14 protein-coding genes are annotated in these 16,094 nt (G+C 70.4%); 7 read left to right on the top strand and 7 right to left on the bottom strand.

Features of this window, described 5'->3' with window-relative positions; translation table 11 throughout:
- Window positions 1-38: 38 nt before the first annotated feature.
- On the top strand, window positions 39-482 hold the full coding sequence (locus OG202_RS28715) for an ester cyclase (RefSeq protein ID WP_328223810.1): 444 nt from the start codon (window positions 39-41) through the stop codon (window positions 480-482).
- Window positions 483-508: 26 nt separating this feature from the next.
- Here OG202_RS28715 and OG202_RS28710 read toward each other — a convergent pair whose 3' ends face one another.
- Window positions 509-844 carry a YnfA family protein gene (locus OG202_RS28710; RefSeq protein ID WP_327728297.1) on the bottom strand — a complete coding sequence of 112 codons (336 nt, stop codon included), beginning with the start codon at window positions 842-844 and terminating at the stop codon, window positions 509-511.
- 160 nt (window positions 845-1,004) lie between these two features.
- On the bottom strand, window positions 1,005-2,198 hold the full coding sequence (locus OG202_RS28705; RefSeq protein ID WP_327728298.1) for an RtcB family protein: 1,194 nt from the start codon (window positions 2,196-2,198) through the stop codon (window positions 1,005-1,007).
- Between the two features lie 204 nt (window positions 2,199-2,402).
- Here OG202_RS28705 and OG202_RS28700 point away from each other — a divergent pair, with 204 nt between their 5' ends.
- The 3 genes from OG202_RS28700 to OG202_RS28690 all read left to right on the top strand — a co-directional run bounded on the left by OG202_RS28700 (window position 2,403) and on the right by OG202_RS28690 (window position 5,876).
- Complete coding sequence (locus OG202_RS28700) at window positions 2,403-3,260, top strand: DUF3558 domain-containing protein (protein ID WP_327728299.1); 858 nt, start codon at window positions 2,403-2,405, stop codon at window positions 3,258-3,260.
- A 113-nt stretch (window positions 3,261-3,373) separates the two neighbouring features.
- Complete coding sequence (locus OG202_RS28695; RefSeq protein ID WP_327728300.1) at window positions 3,374-4,345, top strand: hypothetical protein; 972 nt, start codon at window positions 3,374-3,376, stop codon at window positions 4,343-4,345.
- Between the two features lie 160 nt (window positions 4,346-4,505).
- Window positions 4,506-5,876, top strand: a complete 1,371-nt coding sequence (locus OG202_RS28690; protein ID WP_328223809.1) for a DUF2637 domain-containing protein — start codon at window positions 4,506-4,508, stop codon at window positions 5,874-5,876.
- 75 nt (window positions 5,877-5,951) lie between these two features.
- Here the strand turns inward: OG202_RS28690 and lysS are convergent, their stop codons facing one another.
- The gene (gene lysS / locus OG202_RS28685) at window positions 5,952-7,694 is read right to left on the bottom strand and encodes a lysine--tRNA ligase (protein WP_326585679.1); all 1,743 of its coding nucleotides are present in this window, start codon (window positions 7,692-7,694) and stop codon (window positions 5,952-5,954) included.
- A gap of 452 nt (window positions 7,695-8,146) precedes the next feature.
- On the opposite strand from lysS, the gene argS reads away from it, so the two are divergent.
- On the top strand, window positions 8,147-9,916 hold the full coding sequence (argS, locus tag OG202_RS28680; protein ID WP_326579199.1) for an arginine--tRNA ligase: 1,770 nt from the start codon (window positions 8,147-8,149) through the stop codon (window positions 9,914-9,916).
- Window positions 9,917-10,213: 297 nt separating this feature from the next.
- Here argS and OG202_RS28675 read toward each other — a convergent pair whose 3' ends face one another.
- A complete protein-coding gene (locus OG202_RS28675) occupies window positions 10,214-10,921 on the bottom strand; it encodes a hypothetical protein (RefSeq protein WP_328223808.1) in 708 nt (235 codons plus the stop codon).
- A gap of 240 nt (window positions 10,922-11,161) precedes the next feature.
- Between OG202_RS28675 and OG202_RS28670 the strand changes: the two genes are divergently transcribed.
- Window positions 11,162-11,998, top strand: coding sequence for a DUF4253 domain-containing protein (locus OG202_RS28670; RefSeq protein ID WP_328223807.1), 837 nt, complete (start codon window positions 11,162-11,164; stop codon window positions 11,996-11,998).
- 87 nt (window positions 11,999-12,085) lie between these two features.
- On the opposite strand, the gene OG202_RS28665 is transcribed toward OG202_RS28670, so the two are convergent.
- Window positions 12,086-13,366, bottom strand: a complete 1,281-nt coding sequence (locus OG202_RS28665; protein WP_326579205.1) for an aminotransferase-like domain-containing protein — start codon at window positions 13,364-13,366, stop codon at window positions 12,086-12,088.
- 128 nt (window positions 13,367-13,494) lie between these two features.
- On the opposite strand from OG202_RS28665, the gene OG202_RS28660 reads away from it, so the two are divergent.
- On the top strand, window positions 13,495-14,427 hold the full coding sequence (locus OG202_RS28660) for a phosphotransferase family protein (protein ID WP_326579207.1): 933 nt from the start codon (window positions 13,495-13,497) through the stop codon (window positions 14,425-14,427).
- A 124-nt stretch (window positions 14,428-14,551) separates the two neighbouring features.
- Here OG202_RS28660 and OG202_RS28655 read toward each other — a convergent pair whose 3' ends face one another.
- Window positions 14,552-15,454: an SAM-dependent methyltransferase gene (locus tag OG202_RS28655; RefSeq protein ID WP_326579210.1), complete on the bottom strand. Its 903-nt coding sequence runs from the start codon at window positions 15,452-15,454 to the stop codon at window positions 14,552-14,554.
- A 195-nt stretch (window positions 15,455-15,649) separates the two neighbouring features.
- Window positions 15,650-16,006 (bottom strand): DUF805 domain-containing protein, encoded by a 357-nt coding sequence (locus tag OG202_RS28650; protein WP_326579212.1) that lies wholly within the window; start codon window positions 16,004-16,006, stop codon window positions 15,650-15,652.
- Window positions 16,007-16,094 lie beyond the last annotated feature (88 nt).

Genomic DNA, 16,094 nt, shown 5'->3' with positions numbered 1-16,094 from the left:
GGGTGATCCCCGGTACATCGCGGTACAGGAGGTGGATCATGGGACAGGCGCGCGAGCTGATGGACCAGCTCACCGAGGCGCTCACCACACACCAGGACCCGAAGACCATCGCGAACCTCTTCGCGGAGGACGCGGTCGCCCACACCCCCGACGGCGGCGAACTCCAAGGCCGGGACGCCATCGGCGAGTACTGGCGGCAGATGACGGACGCCGTGCCCGAGGCCACGTTCGAATCGATCACGTCGTACGAGGTCGGCGACACGGCTGTCGACGAAGGGATCTACAGCGGCAGGAACACCGGCCCGCTGGAGTTCCCCGACGGAACGTCCCTCCCCGCGACCCAGAAGGACATCAGGATCCGTGGCGTCGACTTCGCCACCGTCCGGGACGGGCAGATCACCAGCTACCGGCTCTACTTCGACCAGCTGGAGTTCCTGAACCAGCTCGGCCTGCTGCCGGAGGAACTGGCCCAGCCCTCGTAGCGAGGACAGTCGGACGGCATCGGCCGTCACCCGCCGCGCGGGGCGTACATGATCACCGCCATGCCCGCGAGGCAGACCAGCGCGCCCGTCACGTCCCAGCGGTCGGGCCGGTAGCCGTCCGCGACCATCCCCCAGGCGATCGACCCGGCCACGAAGATCCCGCCGTACGCGGCGAGGATCCGCCCGAAGTGCGCGTCCGGCTGGAGCGTCGCCACGAACCCGTACGCCCCCAGGGCCACCACCCCCGCCCCGATCCACACCCACCCCCGGTGCTCCCGCACCCCCTGCCACACCAGCCAGGCCCCGCCGATCTCGAACAGCGCGGCGAGCACGAACAGGGCGACGGAGCGGGCGAGGACCATGGCCCTCAGCTTCGCACGGTGCTCCGAGCGGGGTTTCCCGCCGGGCGGGACGTCTGAGTCGGCGCCCCCGTGGATACATGCGGTGATCCACGGACGCGCTTCTTCCGAACGGCCGCGGGAAACGAAAACGCTATGGGAAGCGGCCGTGCGCGGCGGGGCCTCAGCCCTTCACGCACACGACCTGCTTCAGCTTCGCCACCACCTGCACCAGGTCCCGTTGCTGGTCGATGACCTGCTCGATCGGCTTGTAGGCGCCCGGGATCTCGTCCACGACGCCGGAGTCCTTGCGGCACTCCACGCCCCGCGTCTGCTCCTCCAGGTCCTTCGTCGAGAAGCGGCGCTTCGCGGCCGTCCGGCTCATGCGCCGACCGGCGCCGTGCGACGCCGAGTTGAAGGCCTTCTCGTTCCCGAGGCCCTTCACGATGTACGAGCCGGTGCCCATCGAGCCCGGGATGATCCCGTACTCGCCGGAGCCCGCGCGGATCGCGCCCTTACGGGTCACCAGGAGGTCCATGCCGTCATAGCGCTCCTCGGCCACGTAGTTGTGGTGCGCGCTGATTTCGGGCTCGAAGGTCGGCTTCGCCTTCTTGAACTCCTTGCGGACGACGTCCTTGAGGAGCGCCATCATGATCGAGCGGTTGTACTTCGCGTACTCCTGCGCCCAGAACAGGTCGTTGCGGTACGCCGCCATCTGCGGGGTGTCCGCGACGAAGACGGCGAGGTCGCGGTCGACCAGCCCCTGGTTGTGCGGGAGCTCCCGGGCGACGCCGATGTGATGGTCCGCCAACTCCTTGCCGATGTTCCGGGAGCCGGAGTGCAGCATCAACCAGACAGAACCGGTCGAATCCGTGCACACCTCGACGAAGTGGTTGCCGGATCCGAGCGTCCCCATCTGCTTCTCCGCCCGGTCGTGACGGAACTTGACCGCTTCCGCGACCCCGTCGAACCGCCCCCAGAACCCGTCCCACCCCCCGGCGGCGAACCCGTGCAGCCGCCCCGGATCGACGGGGTCGTCGTGCATCCCCCGTCCCACCGGAATCGCCTGCTCGATCTTCGACCGCAGCCGGGACAGGTCCCCGGGAAGGTCGCCCGCCGTCAGGGACGTCTTGACCGCGGACATTCCGCAGCCGATGTCGACGCCCACCGCCGCGGGACAGACCGCGCCGCGCATCGCGATGACGGACCCGACGGTCGCGCCCTTGCCGTAGTGGACGTCCGGCATCACGGCCAGACCCTTGATCCACGGCAACGTCGCCACGTTGCGGAGCTGCTGCAGGGCCCCCTCCTCGACCGACGCGGGATCGGTCCACATACGGATGGGTACCTTCGCGCCCGGTATCTCGACGTACGACATAACGCCCTCATTCCCCCGAAAGACAGATGAAAGTCTCAGAACGCAAAACCGGCGCCAAGGCCCAGGAAAGGGATACCGAACCGGCGTCCACGGCAGTGCGTGCGATACACATGGTGCCCGGGGGTCACCCCCGGGCGGCAAGTGAATAACCACAGGCAGGACAGCGCAGGCGTCCCGAGGGACCCCGTCGAGAGGAGCCCCACCGTGCAGCGGAAGGCGTACGTACCCGGCGTCGCCGTGCTCCTCGCGGCACTGCTGGCCGCGTGCACGGGGTCGGACGACAGCGGTTCGAAGGACGACCCCCGCCCGGGCGAGGCCACCGCGTCGGCCACCGTCGCCCAGCCCGGCCGCTACGACACGCTCCCGGACCCCTGCGTCTCGGTCGACCACGGCACCCTCGACTCCCTCCTCCCCGGCATCAAGCAGCTCACCGACGCGACCCAGCGCGATCAGGCGTACGAGGGCGAGGCGACGCAGACGTACGACACGGACCGCACGGCCGGCTGTCGCTGGAAGGTGGAGTCCACGGGCGCCACCCACTACCTGTTCGTCGACTTCGAGCGTGTCGTGTCGTACACCAACGCGGTCAGCGACGACAGCAAGGCGCAGGAGGTGTACGGCGGCAAGGTCGAGGCGGCCGACCTCCCGGAGCCGACGCCGGCCGCCTCGGCCGAGGAGAGCGAGGGGACGGACGAGGAGACGGACGAGCCGGAGGGGACGGGCGAGGCCACCGCCGAGCAGTCGGCGAGCCCCTCGTCCTCCACGTCCCGCTCGGCATCACCCTCCGGCTCCTTGGCGCCCTCCGGCTCCTCCACCCCCTCCGCGACCGCCTCCCTCCAGCCCCGCACGCTCGACGGTCTCGGGGACGAGGCCTTCCTCGACGACGCGCTCGGAACGAGCAAGCAGCGCACGGTGACTGTGGTGTTCCGCACGTCGAACGTGATCGTGACGGTGGAGTACGAGGAGCAGCCGGCGACCACGACGGTGGTGCCGGACAGCGAGGAAATGCAGGACAGGGCCCTGAATCTGGCGGAGCGGCTCGCCGAAGCGTTCGACGACTGAGGGACGTTCGGGGGTGGTTCGGGCGTCCGCGCGAACCCCCTGAATCAGGACCGCACTTCTTCATCACCGCGTACGGTGGCCTCTCGGAGACCCGATCCGATTGTGAAGGAACCATGCAACGAGCCGCAGAGTCAGATCAGCATCAGTCGCCGCGCGTCGCGCGTTCGCCGCGGGTGGCGCGCGCCGGACGTCGCGGACGTCCGGGCCGGGCCAGGGTGGTCGTGGGCGCGGCGGTCGTGCCGGTGATGCTGTTGGCCGTCGGCTGTTCGTCGGACTCCGGCTCCGACAGTGCCTCCGGTGACGAGACCCCGGCGGGCGTGAACGAGGCGGCGAAGGAGAGTCCCACGCCGGAGGTGGTCGCGGCGAAGTACGCGTCGCTGCCGGACGCGTGCGAGGTGTTCTCCGACAAGACGCTGAAGTCGGTGGTGCCCAAGGGCGTGAAGTCCGGGAAGGCGATCAACGCCGCCGAGGAGAACGTGACCGGCGACTGCCGCTGGATCAGCCTCGACAACAACGGCGTGGACGGCTCCCAGTACCGCTGGCTGAGCGTGTCGCTGCACCTGCTGGCCTCGAACGAGGCGAACGGCCCCGGCGAGGACCGCGCGGCCAAGGCGTACGCGTCGAAGGTGACCGCGGCGAAGGCCGTGGACGGGGCGAAGAACGTCAAGACGGAGCCGGTGACGGGCACGGGCGACCAGGCGACGCTGGTCCAGTACGAGCTGAAGAAGGACGGGGACACCTTCAAGCAGCAGACGATCGTGGTGCGCACGGAGAACGTGGTCATCACGCTCGACTACAACGGCGCCGGTCTGGCCGGTGAGAAGACGCCGGACCCGGCCGCGCTGCTGAAGTCCGCGAAGTCCGCCGCCCAGGAGGCCGTGGAGGCGGTCGAGGACGCGAACGACGGTACGGACGCGTCGGCGTCCCCGTCGAAGAGCGCCTCGAAGGGCGCCTCGCCGACTCCCTCGAAGGGGGCGACGAAGGGGTCGTCGTCGAGTGGTTCGGGCGCGGATGTGAGTTCCGACTCGGATACCGATTCGGACTCGGGCTCCTCCACCTCCGGCACCAGGAAGCGCACGTCGTAGCCTCACCTCACCTGCTGTTTCGTCGGAGCCCGGTCCCCGCGGGGGCCGGGCTCGACGCCATCCGGCAACACGTTTGCCGTACACATGTGCCACTCTGTTGCGCGCAACAACACGCAAGGGGAGGGGAGTACGGGTGGCCGCGCCAGTTCAGCTGACTCGAATGCACCGCGTTCTCATCGGCGTGGTCGTGTTCGGCGCCGTCATCATCGCCGGGATCGGCTTCGCGGGTTCGTACGCGGCCGTGCGGGAGCTGGCCCTCCAGAAGGGCTTCGGGAACTTCAGTTACGTCTTCCCGATCGGTATCGACGCGGGCATCTGCGTGCTGCTCGCCCTCGACCTGCTCCTGACCTGGATCAGGATCCCCTTCCCGCTGCTGCGTCAGACGGCGTGGCTGCTGACGGCGGCGACGATCGCGTTCAACGGCGCGGCGGCCTGGCCGGACCCGCTGGGCGTCGGCATGCACTCGGTGATCCCGATCCTGTTCGTGGTGGCGGTGGAGGCTGCCCGGCACGCGGTCGGCCGCATCGCGGACATCACCGCCGACAAGCACATGGAGGGCGTCCGCCTCACCCGCTGGCTCCTCTCCCCCCTCCCCACGTTCCTCCTCTGGCGCCGCATGAAGCTCTGGGAGCTCCGCTCCTACGAGCAGGTCATCAAGCTGGAGCAGGAACGTCTCGTCTACCAGGCCCGCCTCCGCTCCCGCTTCGGCCGGGCCTGGCGCCGCAAGGCCCCGGTGGAATCCCTGATGCCGCTGAGGCTCGCGCGTTACGGCGTGCCCCTGGCGGAAACGGCCCCGGCGGGCCTGGCGGCGGCGGGCATCGAACCGGCGCTGCTGCCGCCGGCGCCGATGCCGGAGCTGACGCAGGTGGCCGACGCCGGGGACACCGCCCTACCCGCCGCGGGCGCAGCTGCGGGCAATCGTGCCGCTGGGGCGGCACGGGTGGGCGCAGCGGCACCTCCCAGCGAGCAGCGCGCCCTCCCCGACGGCAACCAGTTCCCGGAGCAACGGGAATACGAGCCCCCGGTCGACGAAAGCCCCTGGCTCCACGCCCGCCACCCCCAGGAGGTCCCCTACCAGGGCGGCTACAACCCCTCGTACGAACCCGAGGAACAGTACGAGAACTGGTACGAGGAGCAGGCCCCGGAGGAGTACCAGCAGTTCGAGCCGGACCCCCGGGACCCCCGTTACCGGCAGCAACGGTTCGAGGCCCCGGAACTCCAGGACCCGGAACTCCAGGACCCGGAACCCTCCCCGGAGGAGACGGGCAGCTTCCCCATCCCGGCCGGCCCCGGCCGCACCCGTGAGCTGGGCGAGGGCGGCGGCCCCCCTGAGCCCGCCGCCCCGGACGAGGAGGCGTACTACCAGGTCTTCAAGAAGTCGATAAACGGCAGCTACCCGACGCCGCGCGAGTTGATCGACAACGTGGAGGCCGAGTTCCGTGTCACCCTCCCCGCGGAGGAGTCGAAGCGCATGGTCTACCGCTTCACCAACCGTCACACGGCGGAGCTGGAGGAGGACCACATCGCGTAGGCGACGCGTACGAGGAGGGGGCGCCCGGTGTTCACCGGGCGCCCCCTCCTCGTATGCCGTCGGCCTTGGGGGCCCTTACTCCCCGAGCAGGGTCCGCACCCGCTCCTGCCCCACCGCGAGCAGCAGCGTGGGCAGGCGCGGCCCCGTGTCCCGGCCCACGAGCAGGTGGTACAGCAGTGCGAAGAACGACCGCTGGGCGGTCTTGATCTCGGCCGGCAGCTCCTTGGGCGTGGCGTCCGCCGGGAACCCGGCCTGCACCTTGGGCACCCCGTAGACGAGGTGCGTGAGCCCGTCCAGCGACCAGTGCTCGGCGAGCCCGTCGAGCAGCAGCCGCAGCGACTGCCGGGACGGCTCGTCGAGGGACTTCAGCAGCTCGGCGTCGGCCTCCTCGCGCACGATGGTCCGCTGGTCGGCGGGGACCTGTGTGTTGATCCACGCCTCGGCCTTGTCGAGCCGCGGCCGGACCTCGTCGAGGCCGGACAGCGGGTCGGTGGGGTCGAGTTCGCTGAGGATGCGCAGGGTCTGGGCCTCGGCGCCGGCGGTGATGTCGGCCACGGACGCGAGCGTCCGGTACGGCATCGGGCGGGACGTGCGGGGCAGTTCACCGGCGGCCGTACGCACCGCACGGGAGTGCGCCGCGACATCGGCCGGCAGCGCGGCCCCTTCCGCCACCTTCGCGTCGAGCTTGTCCCACTCGTCGTAGAGCCGCTGGATCTCCTGGTCGAAGGCGATCTTGAACGACTGGTTGGGCCGGCGGCGGGCGTAGAGCCAGCGCAGGAGCTGCGGCTCCATGATCTTCAGCGCGTCGGCGGGGGTCGGCACGCCGCCCTTCGACGACGACATCTTGGCCATGCCGCTGATGCCGACGAAGGCGTACATCGGCCCGATGGGCTGCTTGCCGCCGAAGATCCCGACGATCTGCCCGCCGACCTGGAAGGAGGAGCCCGGCGACGAGTGGTCGACGCCGGAGGGCTCGAAGACGACGCCCTCGTACGCCCACCGCATCGGCCAGTCGACCTTCCAGACGAGCTTGCCGCGGTTGAACTCGTTCAGCGCGACGGTCTCGGAGAAGCCGCAGGCGGTGCAGGTGTAGGTCAGCTCGGTGGTGTCGTCGTCGTAGGCGGTGACGACGGTGAGGTCCCTCTCACACTGCCCGCAGTAGGGCTTGTACGGGAAGTACCCGGCGGAACCGCTGCTGCCGTCGTCCTCGGCGGCGGCCCCGGAGCCCTCCGCGGCCTCCAACTCGGCCTCGTCGACCGGCTTCTGCGACTGCTTCTTCGCCGGTGCCTTCTTGGTGCGGTACTGGTCGAGGATCGCGTCGATGTCACCGCGGTGCTTCATCGCGTGCAGGATCTGTTCCCTGTAGACCCCGGAGGTGTACTGCGCGGTCTGGCTGATCCCGTCGAACTCGACGCCCATCTCGGCGAGCGCGTCGACCATCGCCGCCTTGAAGTGCTCGGCCCAGTTGGGGTGGGCGGAGCCCGTGGGGGCGGGTACGGAGGTGAGCGGCTTGCCGATGTGCTCGGCCCAGGAGCCGTCGACGCCGTCGACGCCGTTCGGGACCTTGCGGTAGCGGTCGTAGTCGTCCCACGAGATGAGGTGCCGGACCTGGTGCCCGCGACGGCGGATCTCGTCGGCGACGAGGTGCGGGGTCATGACCTCACGGAGGTTGCCCAGGTGGATCGGGCCGGAGGGGGAGAGTCCGGACGCGACGACGACGGGTTTGCCCGGGGCCCGACGCTCCGACTCCTCGATGACCTCATCCGCGAAACGGGAGACCCAGTCGGTGGTCTCGGTGCTCTGAGCCACGATCGGCACGTCCTCTTTTTTCCTTGGGTTCCATGGCCGCCCGGTACGGTCCCCGGCCGGCGGCCCTATTCTCCCAGCCTTTCACTCCGTGGGTCGAACCGGGCACCCAATAAACCGGGGGTGCGGGTGGTGTGTCGGGTGCGGGTCGGTGGGGGCTGGTCGCGCAGTTCCCCGCGCCCCTAAAAGACCAGGCCCTGCGGGCCTGGACGACGACGGCCCTGCGGGCCTGAGAAGCACGGGGCGCAGCCCCTGCTTTTCAGGGGCGCGGGGAACTGCGTGACCAGCCCCCACCGAACCCGCACCCGCCGACGCACCCGAACCCCCGCCCCCTCCCGCGCCCCTCCAACCAACCGACCAACAGACCAACCGACCAACCGACCAACCGCACCAGAAAAACCCGTTTACCCCCCGTGGGATACTGACGGCATCCACCCGTACCCCAAGGAGAACGGCTCCCCCTGATGGCTTCGGTCACGTCCCTCACCGCCTCCGTCCACCAGCGCCTCGCGACCGCCCTCTCGGCCACCCTGCCGGAGGCCGCCGCGGACCCGCTGCTGCGACGCAGCGACCGGGCGGACTACCAGGCCAACGGAATCCTCGCCCTCGCGAAGAAGGCGAAGGCGAACCCGAGGGAGCTGGCCACCCAGGTCGTCGCCCAGGTGGAGTCCGGCGAGCTGATCAAGGAGATCGAGGTCTCCGGCCCCGGCTTCCTGAACATCACCCTCACCGACCGTGCGATCACCGAGAACCTCGCGGAGCGCTACGCGGACGCGGAGAACCGTCTCGGCGTGCCGCTCACCGCGCACCCGGGCACGACGGTCATCGACTACGCCCAGCCGAACGTGGCGAAGGAGATGCACGTCGGCCACCTCCGTTCCGCCGTGATCGGCGACGCGGTGGTCCAGATCCTGGAGTTCACCGGCGAGAACGTGGTCCGCAGGCACCACATCGGCGACTGGGGCACCCAGTTCGGCATGCTCATCCAGTACCTGGACGAGCACCCGCACGAGCTGGACCACAAGGACGCCCGGGTGAGCGGCGAGGAGGCGATGTCGAACCTCGACCGCCTCTACAAGGCCGCCCGGAAGCTGTTCGACTCCGACGAGGAGTTCAAGACGCGGGCCCGCCGCCGGGTGGTCGACCTCCAGGCCGGTGACCCGCAGACCCTCGCCACGTGGCAGAAGTTCGTCGACGAGTCGAAGATCTACTTCTTCTCCGTGTTCGAGAAGCTGGACATGGAGATCCGGGACGCGGACATCGTCGGCGAGTCGGGCTACAACGACATGCTGGACGAGACGTGCCGCCTCCTGGAGGAGTCGGGCGTCGCGGTCCGCTCGGAGGGCGCCCTGTGCGTCTTCTTCGACGACATCAAGGGCCCGGACGGCAACCCGGTCCCCCTGATCGTCAAGAAGTCGGACGGCGGCTACGGCTACGCGGCCACCGACCTCTCCGCGATCAGGGACCGCGTCTTCCACCTCAAGGCGAACTCGCTCCTGTACGTCGTCGACGCCCGTCAGTCCCTGCACTTCAAGATGGTCTTCGAGACCGCGCGCCGGGCGGGCTGGCTGAACGACGAGGACGTCAAGGCGTTCCAGCTCGCCTTCGGCACGGTCCTCGGCAAGGACGGCAAGCCGTTCAAGACCCGTGAGGGCACGACGATCCGCCTGGTCGACCTGCTCGACGAGGCGATCGACCGCGCGACGGCCGTCGTCCGGGAGAAGGCCGAGAAGGTGGGCCTGACCGAGGAGGAGATCGTCGAGAACGGCCGGTACGTCGGCATCGGCGCGGTGAAGTACGCCGACCTGTCGACCTCCGCCGTACGGGACTACAAGTTCGACCTGGACCAGATGGTGTCGCTGAACGGCGACACCTCCGTCTACCTCCAGTACGCCTACGCCCGTATCCAGTCGATCCTCCGCAAGGCGGGCGAGGCGAGCCCGGCCGCCCACCCGGAGCTCGAACTGGCTCCGGCGGAGCGGGCGTTGGGGCTGCACCTGGACCAGTTCGGGGAGGCCGTGGCCGAGGTCGCGGAGTCGTACGAGCCGCACAAGCTGGCCGCGTACCTCTTCAAGCTGGCGACCCTGCTGACCACGTTCTACGACCAGTGCCCGGTCCTGAAGGCGGACACCCCGGCCCAGGTGGAGAACCGCCTGTTCCTGGTCGACCTGACGGCCCGCACCCTGCACCGGGGCATGGCCCTGCTGGGCATCAGGACACCCGACAAGCTCTGACTCCGCGGGACCTCGCGTCGGGCGCCGGACACCCTGGGTGTCCGGCGCCCGACGCCTTCCTGACAAATCCCCTGCCCGTCAGGCTTCCTGCGGCCGGAGTCCGCCCATCTCCTGCTGCCCCTCGCGGGACGCTCCCGCTGACGGCGAGGGCGCGCGCCGACGCGCGGGGGCGCCCCCCGTGGCGCCCCCGCGCGTCAGTCAGTCGGCCGACCGGCCGACCGGCCCGGTCCGGGTCGGTCCGAATCGGACCGGATCGGGTCGGACCGGATCGGACCAGGTCGGGTCGGGTCGGACCGGTCAGCGGTTGCCGACCCAGGCGTTGAACTTCACGTTGACCGTGGCGGTGGTCTGCCGCTTGGTGAGGGGGGTGGCGCCGACGGACCGGTACAGCGGCGCGGCCTTCCACGTGGTGGTGGCCGAGATGTTGCGGCCGCTGACCTTGATGGCGTCCTTCTTCACCGGTGTGATGGCGACGGCGCCGTTGAGGTTGGTGACGGACCGCTTGTACTTCGGCGACTTGACCGGGCTGCCGTAGTCGTAGGACAGGACGGTCTTCTGGGTGATGACCGGAAGGTTGTAGATCCGCTCGGTGGCGGTGAACGTCAGGGTGATGTGCGACCCGGCCCGGGTGGCCTTGCGGACGCCCTTGATGTCCGCGACGAAGCGGACGTCCTTGTTGTAGGCCTCCTCGTTGTGTCCGCCCCGGTTGATGTAGCCGCCGGCCCGGACGTTGTAGGCCTCCTGCACCTTCCGGTTCTGGAGATAGTCGACGAACTTCTGCTGCTTGGCCTTGGGCAGCTTGTCGAAGGCCTTGAGCAGCTTGAGGGAGGCGGTGGCCTCGTCGTTGTTCTTCAGCCAGTCGCGGTACTTCGCGACGGTGAGCTTGGCCGGCTTGCCCTGCGGGGCGGCCACGGCGGTGCCCTGAGCGGCGACACCGGTGAACAGCAGGGCGCCGGCGGTGGCGGCGAGGACGCCGGCGCGGGTGGCCGTGGCGAGTGTACGCATGGTGAGAGAGCGCCTTCCCAGACGGTTTCGAGCTGGCACAACCAGCCTAATTTCGTGGGGAGTTGGCGGAAATCGTCTCTTGGGTCACTGCCCTTCGGGACAGTCACGGGGGAGTGAGGACGGGCAGGACGGCGGGGCCGCACGAACCGGCCCGGAGGACCGGGTTGTCAGTGGCAGAGCCACGACCACCGGAACCCGCTACGAGTATCAATGTCAGTGGCTGCCCCTACAGTCACCGGCATGGCGACACTTCCCAACCCGCTGCCCCAGCTGGCGGCCGACCCGAGCGGGCGTGTGCTCGGGCTTGAACTCCCGCTTCCGCAGGGGAGGCTGATCGACGCGACGGACGAGGGCCCGTGGCCCGAGCCGCTGCTGTGGTGCGCGGACGAGCCGGCCACGCCGGGCGTCTGGGCCGCCGTACGACCCGCGAGCCGTACGGCCGGTCTGCTCCCGGTGCTGCTGGACGTGGGCGACGGCCGGGGCGGGCCGCAGGAGTGGGAGTTGATGCCCGGCGAGATGTCCTACCCGGGCGACCACGAGGCCGACGAGGTCCTGGCGGAGTCCTGGGACGAGTACGCCACCGCCGAGGACCCCGACTGGCCCGGTCTCGCCGAAGCCCCGGCCCTCGACACCACCCCGGAGACGACCGCTTCCGCCCCCGGTGCCGTCGCCGACCCCGACGCCCTCGCCGCCGAGACCGCCGACGCCCTGGTGAAGGACCCCTCCCGGCTCAAGGACCCCCGCCTCGCCCTGGTCCCCGCCCGCCGCAGCGCGGACATCCCGGCGGCGATCGGCTGGACCGGCCCGGTCAACCACGAGAACGACGTGGCGAGGCTCTGCGCGGTCCTGCGTTCCTGGGAGGACCGCTTCGGCATACGCGTCGTCGCCCTCACCTTCGACCAACTCGTCCTCTCGGTCGCCGCCCCGCCCACCACCCGGGCGGAAGCCGAAGCCGTCGCCGCCGAACACTTCGCCTTCTGCCCGGACAACATCCACCAGGGCACGGCCGACGGCACCCGGCACGCCTACGCCCGCACCCTCCTCGGCGCACCCACCTGGTCCTTCTGGTGGGACTGAGACGCCGGTGAGACGGACGTCGGTGAGGCGTCGGCGCGGCGTGGGCCGACCGCGCCCCGGCGAGCCTCCCCGCCGTCACCCCCGCCGTCACCCCCGCAGCCCCGCCCCCAACCTCCGCAGCCCCTCCCGGATCTCCCCCGGCGTCTGCGTCACGAAGCACAGCCTCAGGGTCGCCCGGTCGGGCTCGCCGGCGTAGAAGGGCGCCCCGGGCACGTACGCGACGTCCCGCTCGACGACGCGCGGCAGGAGGGCGCCGGTGTCGTAGGACGAGGGAAGGCGGGCCCAGAGGAACATGCCGCCCTCGGGGCGGTTCCAGGTGGAGCCCGCCGGGAGGGCCTCGGCGAGGCCGTCGAGCATGGCGTCCCGGCGCTCCCGGTACGCGGCGGCGACCCGGACGACATGGGCGTCCAGGTCACGGTCGGCCAGATACCGGGCCGCGGCGAGCTGGTTGACGGTCGGGGTGTGCAGATCGGCCGCCTGCTTGGCGACCGCGCACGCCCGGCGCAGCCCCGCGGGCGCGCGCAGCCAGCCCAGCCGCATCCCGGGGGCCATCACCTTGGAGAAGGAGCCCAGCAACGCCGTACGGTCCTCGGCGCCCGGGTACGAGGCGATCCACGGCACCCGGTCGCCCTCGAAGCGGAGTTCGCCGTACGGGTCGTCCTCGACGACCCACAGCCCGCGCCGGGCGGCGACCGAGGCGACGGCCGCCCGCCGCTCGGCGGGGAGGGTGCGGCCGGTCGGGTTCTGGAAGGTGGGCACGGTGTAGAAGAGCTTGGGCCGGTGCCGCACCACCAGCTCCTCCAGCGCCTCCGGGTCCACCCCGTGCGCGTCGCCCGGCACGGCCACCACCCGCGCCCCCGCGAACCGGAACGCCTGAAGCGCCGCCAGATAGCAGGGGTCCTCGACCAAAACGGTGTCCCCCGGCTCCAGCAACGCGGTGGCGAGCAGCGACAGCGCCTGCTGCGACCCGGTGGTGACGAGCACCCCGTCCGCGCCCGTCGCCAGCCCGCGCGCCCCGTACCGCGCGGCGAGCGCCGCCCGGAGCACCGGCTCGCCCTCGGTCGTCGCGTACTGCAGCGCGCGCCCCGCGGACTCGGCGAGCACATCGCGGTAGGCGGCCGCTATCCCCTCCGTGTCGAACAGCTCCGGCGCGGGCAATCCACCCGCGAAGTTGACGACTTCGGGACGCGAGGTGACGGCGAGGATGTCCCGAACGGGGGAACCCCCGACCGCCGCGACCCGCTCGGCGAAGCCGGGCACGGCCGCCCCGGCGCCCACCACGTCCGCGTCCCCCGAACCGCCCCCGACTCCCGGCTCCACGACAAACCCCACGTCATGCGCGGCCCGCACGGCATCCACGGCACCCATCCCACGGCTCCCTCACCACTCGCGGACGGCACGGCCCCGCCCCTGCCCGCACCCTAGACAGGTGCATGCCCCTTACACCCACCAGTTTCGCTATGCGGACCGTGCTCCGTACCCCCTAGGCTGCGCCCATGCTGCCCAGCGTGGACACGAACGACGAGTTGGAAGAAGTCGTACGTGACGAGGCGCTGCTGCGACCGGCCGCCCAGGATCTCTGTGGTCAGCTCGGTCTGGCAGGCGCGCGGATCGTACGCTTCCCCGAGGGCTCGCTGCCGGTGTACGCCGTCGGCGACTCCCTCGTCCTCAAGCTCTATCCGGGTTTCGAAGCGGCGGAAGCCGTCAGAGAGGCCCGCCTGCTGTCCCTCCTGTGGGGCAAACTCCCCATCCCCACACCCAGGTTGCACTCGGCCGACCAGTACAAGAACGGCTGGCGCTATGTGCTGATGTCCCGCCTGCCCGGCGAGGACCTCAACGAGGCCTGGCCCCGGATCCCCCGGCCCGACCAGGAACGTATCGTCGTCGAGGCCGCCGAGGGCCTCGCCGCCCTGCACGCCCTGGACGCGACCCCGGTCATCCCCCTCACCGGGCCGCCGGACTGGGGCAGGTTCATCGCCGCACAGCGCGCGGCGGCGGTCGAGCAACAGCAGAGCGGCGGCCTCTCGGCCCCCTGGCTCGAACAGATCCCTGACTTCCTCCGCTCGGTCCCCCTGCCCGCCCCGCGCCGCCCGGTCCTTCTGCACACCGAGTTCATGCGCGACCACCTCACCGTCGACCCCCACGACGGCTGGCGCCTGACCGGCCTCTTCGACTTCGAACCGGCCATGGTCGGCGACCCCGCCTACGACTTCGTCAGCGTCGCCCTCTTCCTCACCCGGGCCGACCCCACCCTCCTGAAACTCTTCTACGAGGCCTACGGCCGGCCCCCGTTCGCCCCCCGCGAGCTGATGGCCTACACCCTCCTCCACGTCTACAGCGACCTGAACTGGTACCTGCGCAGCCTGCCGGCCCCGCCCAGTCAGACCTTGGACTCGCTGGCGGAGACGTGGTTCGGCACGGGGGGTTGAGCACCTGGTGACGGGGGCGGGGGCGGGGGCTCAGTACCTCTGAGGGGCGCGGGGAACCGCGCGACCGGCCCCCGCCCACCCACACCCGGACTCACACCCACACCCACACCCGCCCACCGACTGCTCAGGCCTTACGCCCCATCGCCGCATACACATTGATGTCCGCGTCGGTCACGTCATTGATGTCCCGATACCGAACCTTCTCGATGTCGTCCATCCCGGCCAACACATGCGGCTCCACCGCCGGAGGCACCGGCGCACCCTCCTCGAACCGCCAGTGATGCGCCGGCACCACCCCGGGCTCGTCCACCACGAGCCCGCTCTGCTCGAAGAACCGCGCGACCTCGTCCTTGGACCGCAGCACGAAGGTGAACCCCCGCTTGGTGTACGTCTCCTGCACCGCACGGATGCTCGCCGGATTGAGGTCCTCGGTCAGATGGCTGAGGACCAGCCGGCTCCCGGCGGGCAGCGCGTCCACCAGCTCCCGCACGACGGGGTAGGCCTCGTCGTCCTCGACGAAGTGCAGGATCGCCACCAGGCACAGCGCGATCGGCCGGTCGAAGTCGAGCGTCTTCGCGGCCGCTTCGACGATCCGCGCCGGCGACTTGAAGTCGGCGTCGATGTAGTCCGTGGCACCCTCGGGCCCGCTCGTGAGCAACGCGCGCGCGTGGGCGAGCACCACCGGGTCGTTGTCGACGTACACGACCCGGGAGTCCGGGACGATCGCCTGGGCGATCTGGTGCACGTTCTCGGCGGTCGGCAGCCCGGTGCCGATGTCCAGGAACTGCCGGATGCCCTCGTCCTTGGCGAGCGTGGTCACCGCGCGGCGCATGAAGTCACGGTTGTGCCGGACGTCGAGGTAGCCGCGCGGATTGGCCGCCAGCGCCGCGCCTGCGGCCTCCCGGTCCACGGGGTAGTTGTCCTTGCCGCCGAGGAAGACGTCGTAGACCCGAGCCGGGTGCGCCCTGGTGGTGTCGATCCTCTTCCGCAGCTCGGCGGGGTCCTGACTGAGCGCGTCACCGGCCATAAAGCCTCTCCCTGGAGAGTCGCATCATTGAATGAACAACAACCTAACCTCCAGGGCGAGTTGCCGCCGCCCGGATACGAAGGCCCGCCCGACGCCGCGCGGGCCCACCCGGGCCGACCCGGGCCCACCCGGGCCCGGGTCGGCCCGGGCCAAGGCCCCGCCCTGGCCCCGCCCCGCCCCGCCCCGCCGCCGACGTCAGGCGCGCGCCGGATACGCCTTCGGGTCGGGGCCGTACCGGTTCGCGTCCGGCTGCCCCTCGGTGGCCATGAAGATGATCATAAAGATGGTGCCGAGGCAGGGGATGAGCCCGATGAGGACCCACCAGCCGCTGCGGCCGATGTCGTGCAGCCGCCGGACGCTGACGGCCAGGGACGGCAGGAAGATGGCCACGGCGAAGACGAGTTCGGGCACCTCCGTGTCCATGACCAGACCGAGGACGATCAGCGCGAGATAGATGAGCGACGCGATCAGCGTGAACATCCAGTACTCCTGGCGGCGCGCACGCCCGCTGAAGACCGCGTACTTCTTGAGCACCTCGACGAACCAGTTCATGACTTCCCCCCGACATTCGGCACAGGCCGGTCCTGCGCATCAGGACAGGCGCAGAAGCTATGCCGATTGACGAGAACTCGTCAATTCC

Origin of the sequence: Streptomyces sp. NBC_00310 (genome assembly GCF_036208085.1) — a bacterium.
Lineage (GTDB): Bacteria > Actinomycetota > Actinomycetes > Streptomycetales > Streptomycetaceae > Streptomyces.
Note: the sequence above shows the minus strand (reverse complement) of the source record. Positions and strands in the feature narration are given on the sequence as shown.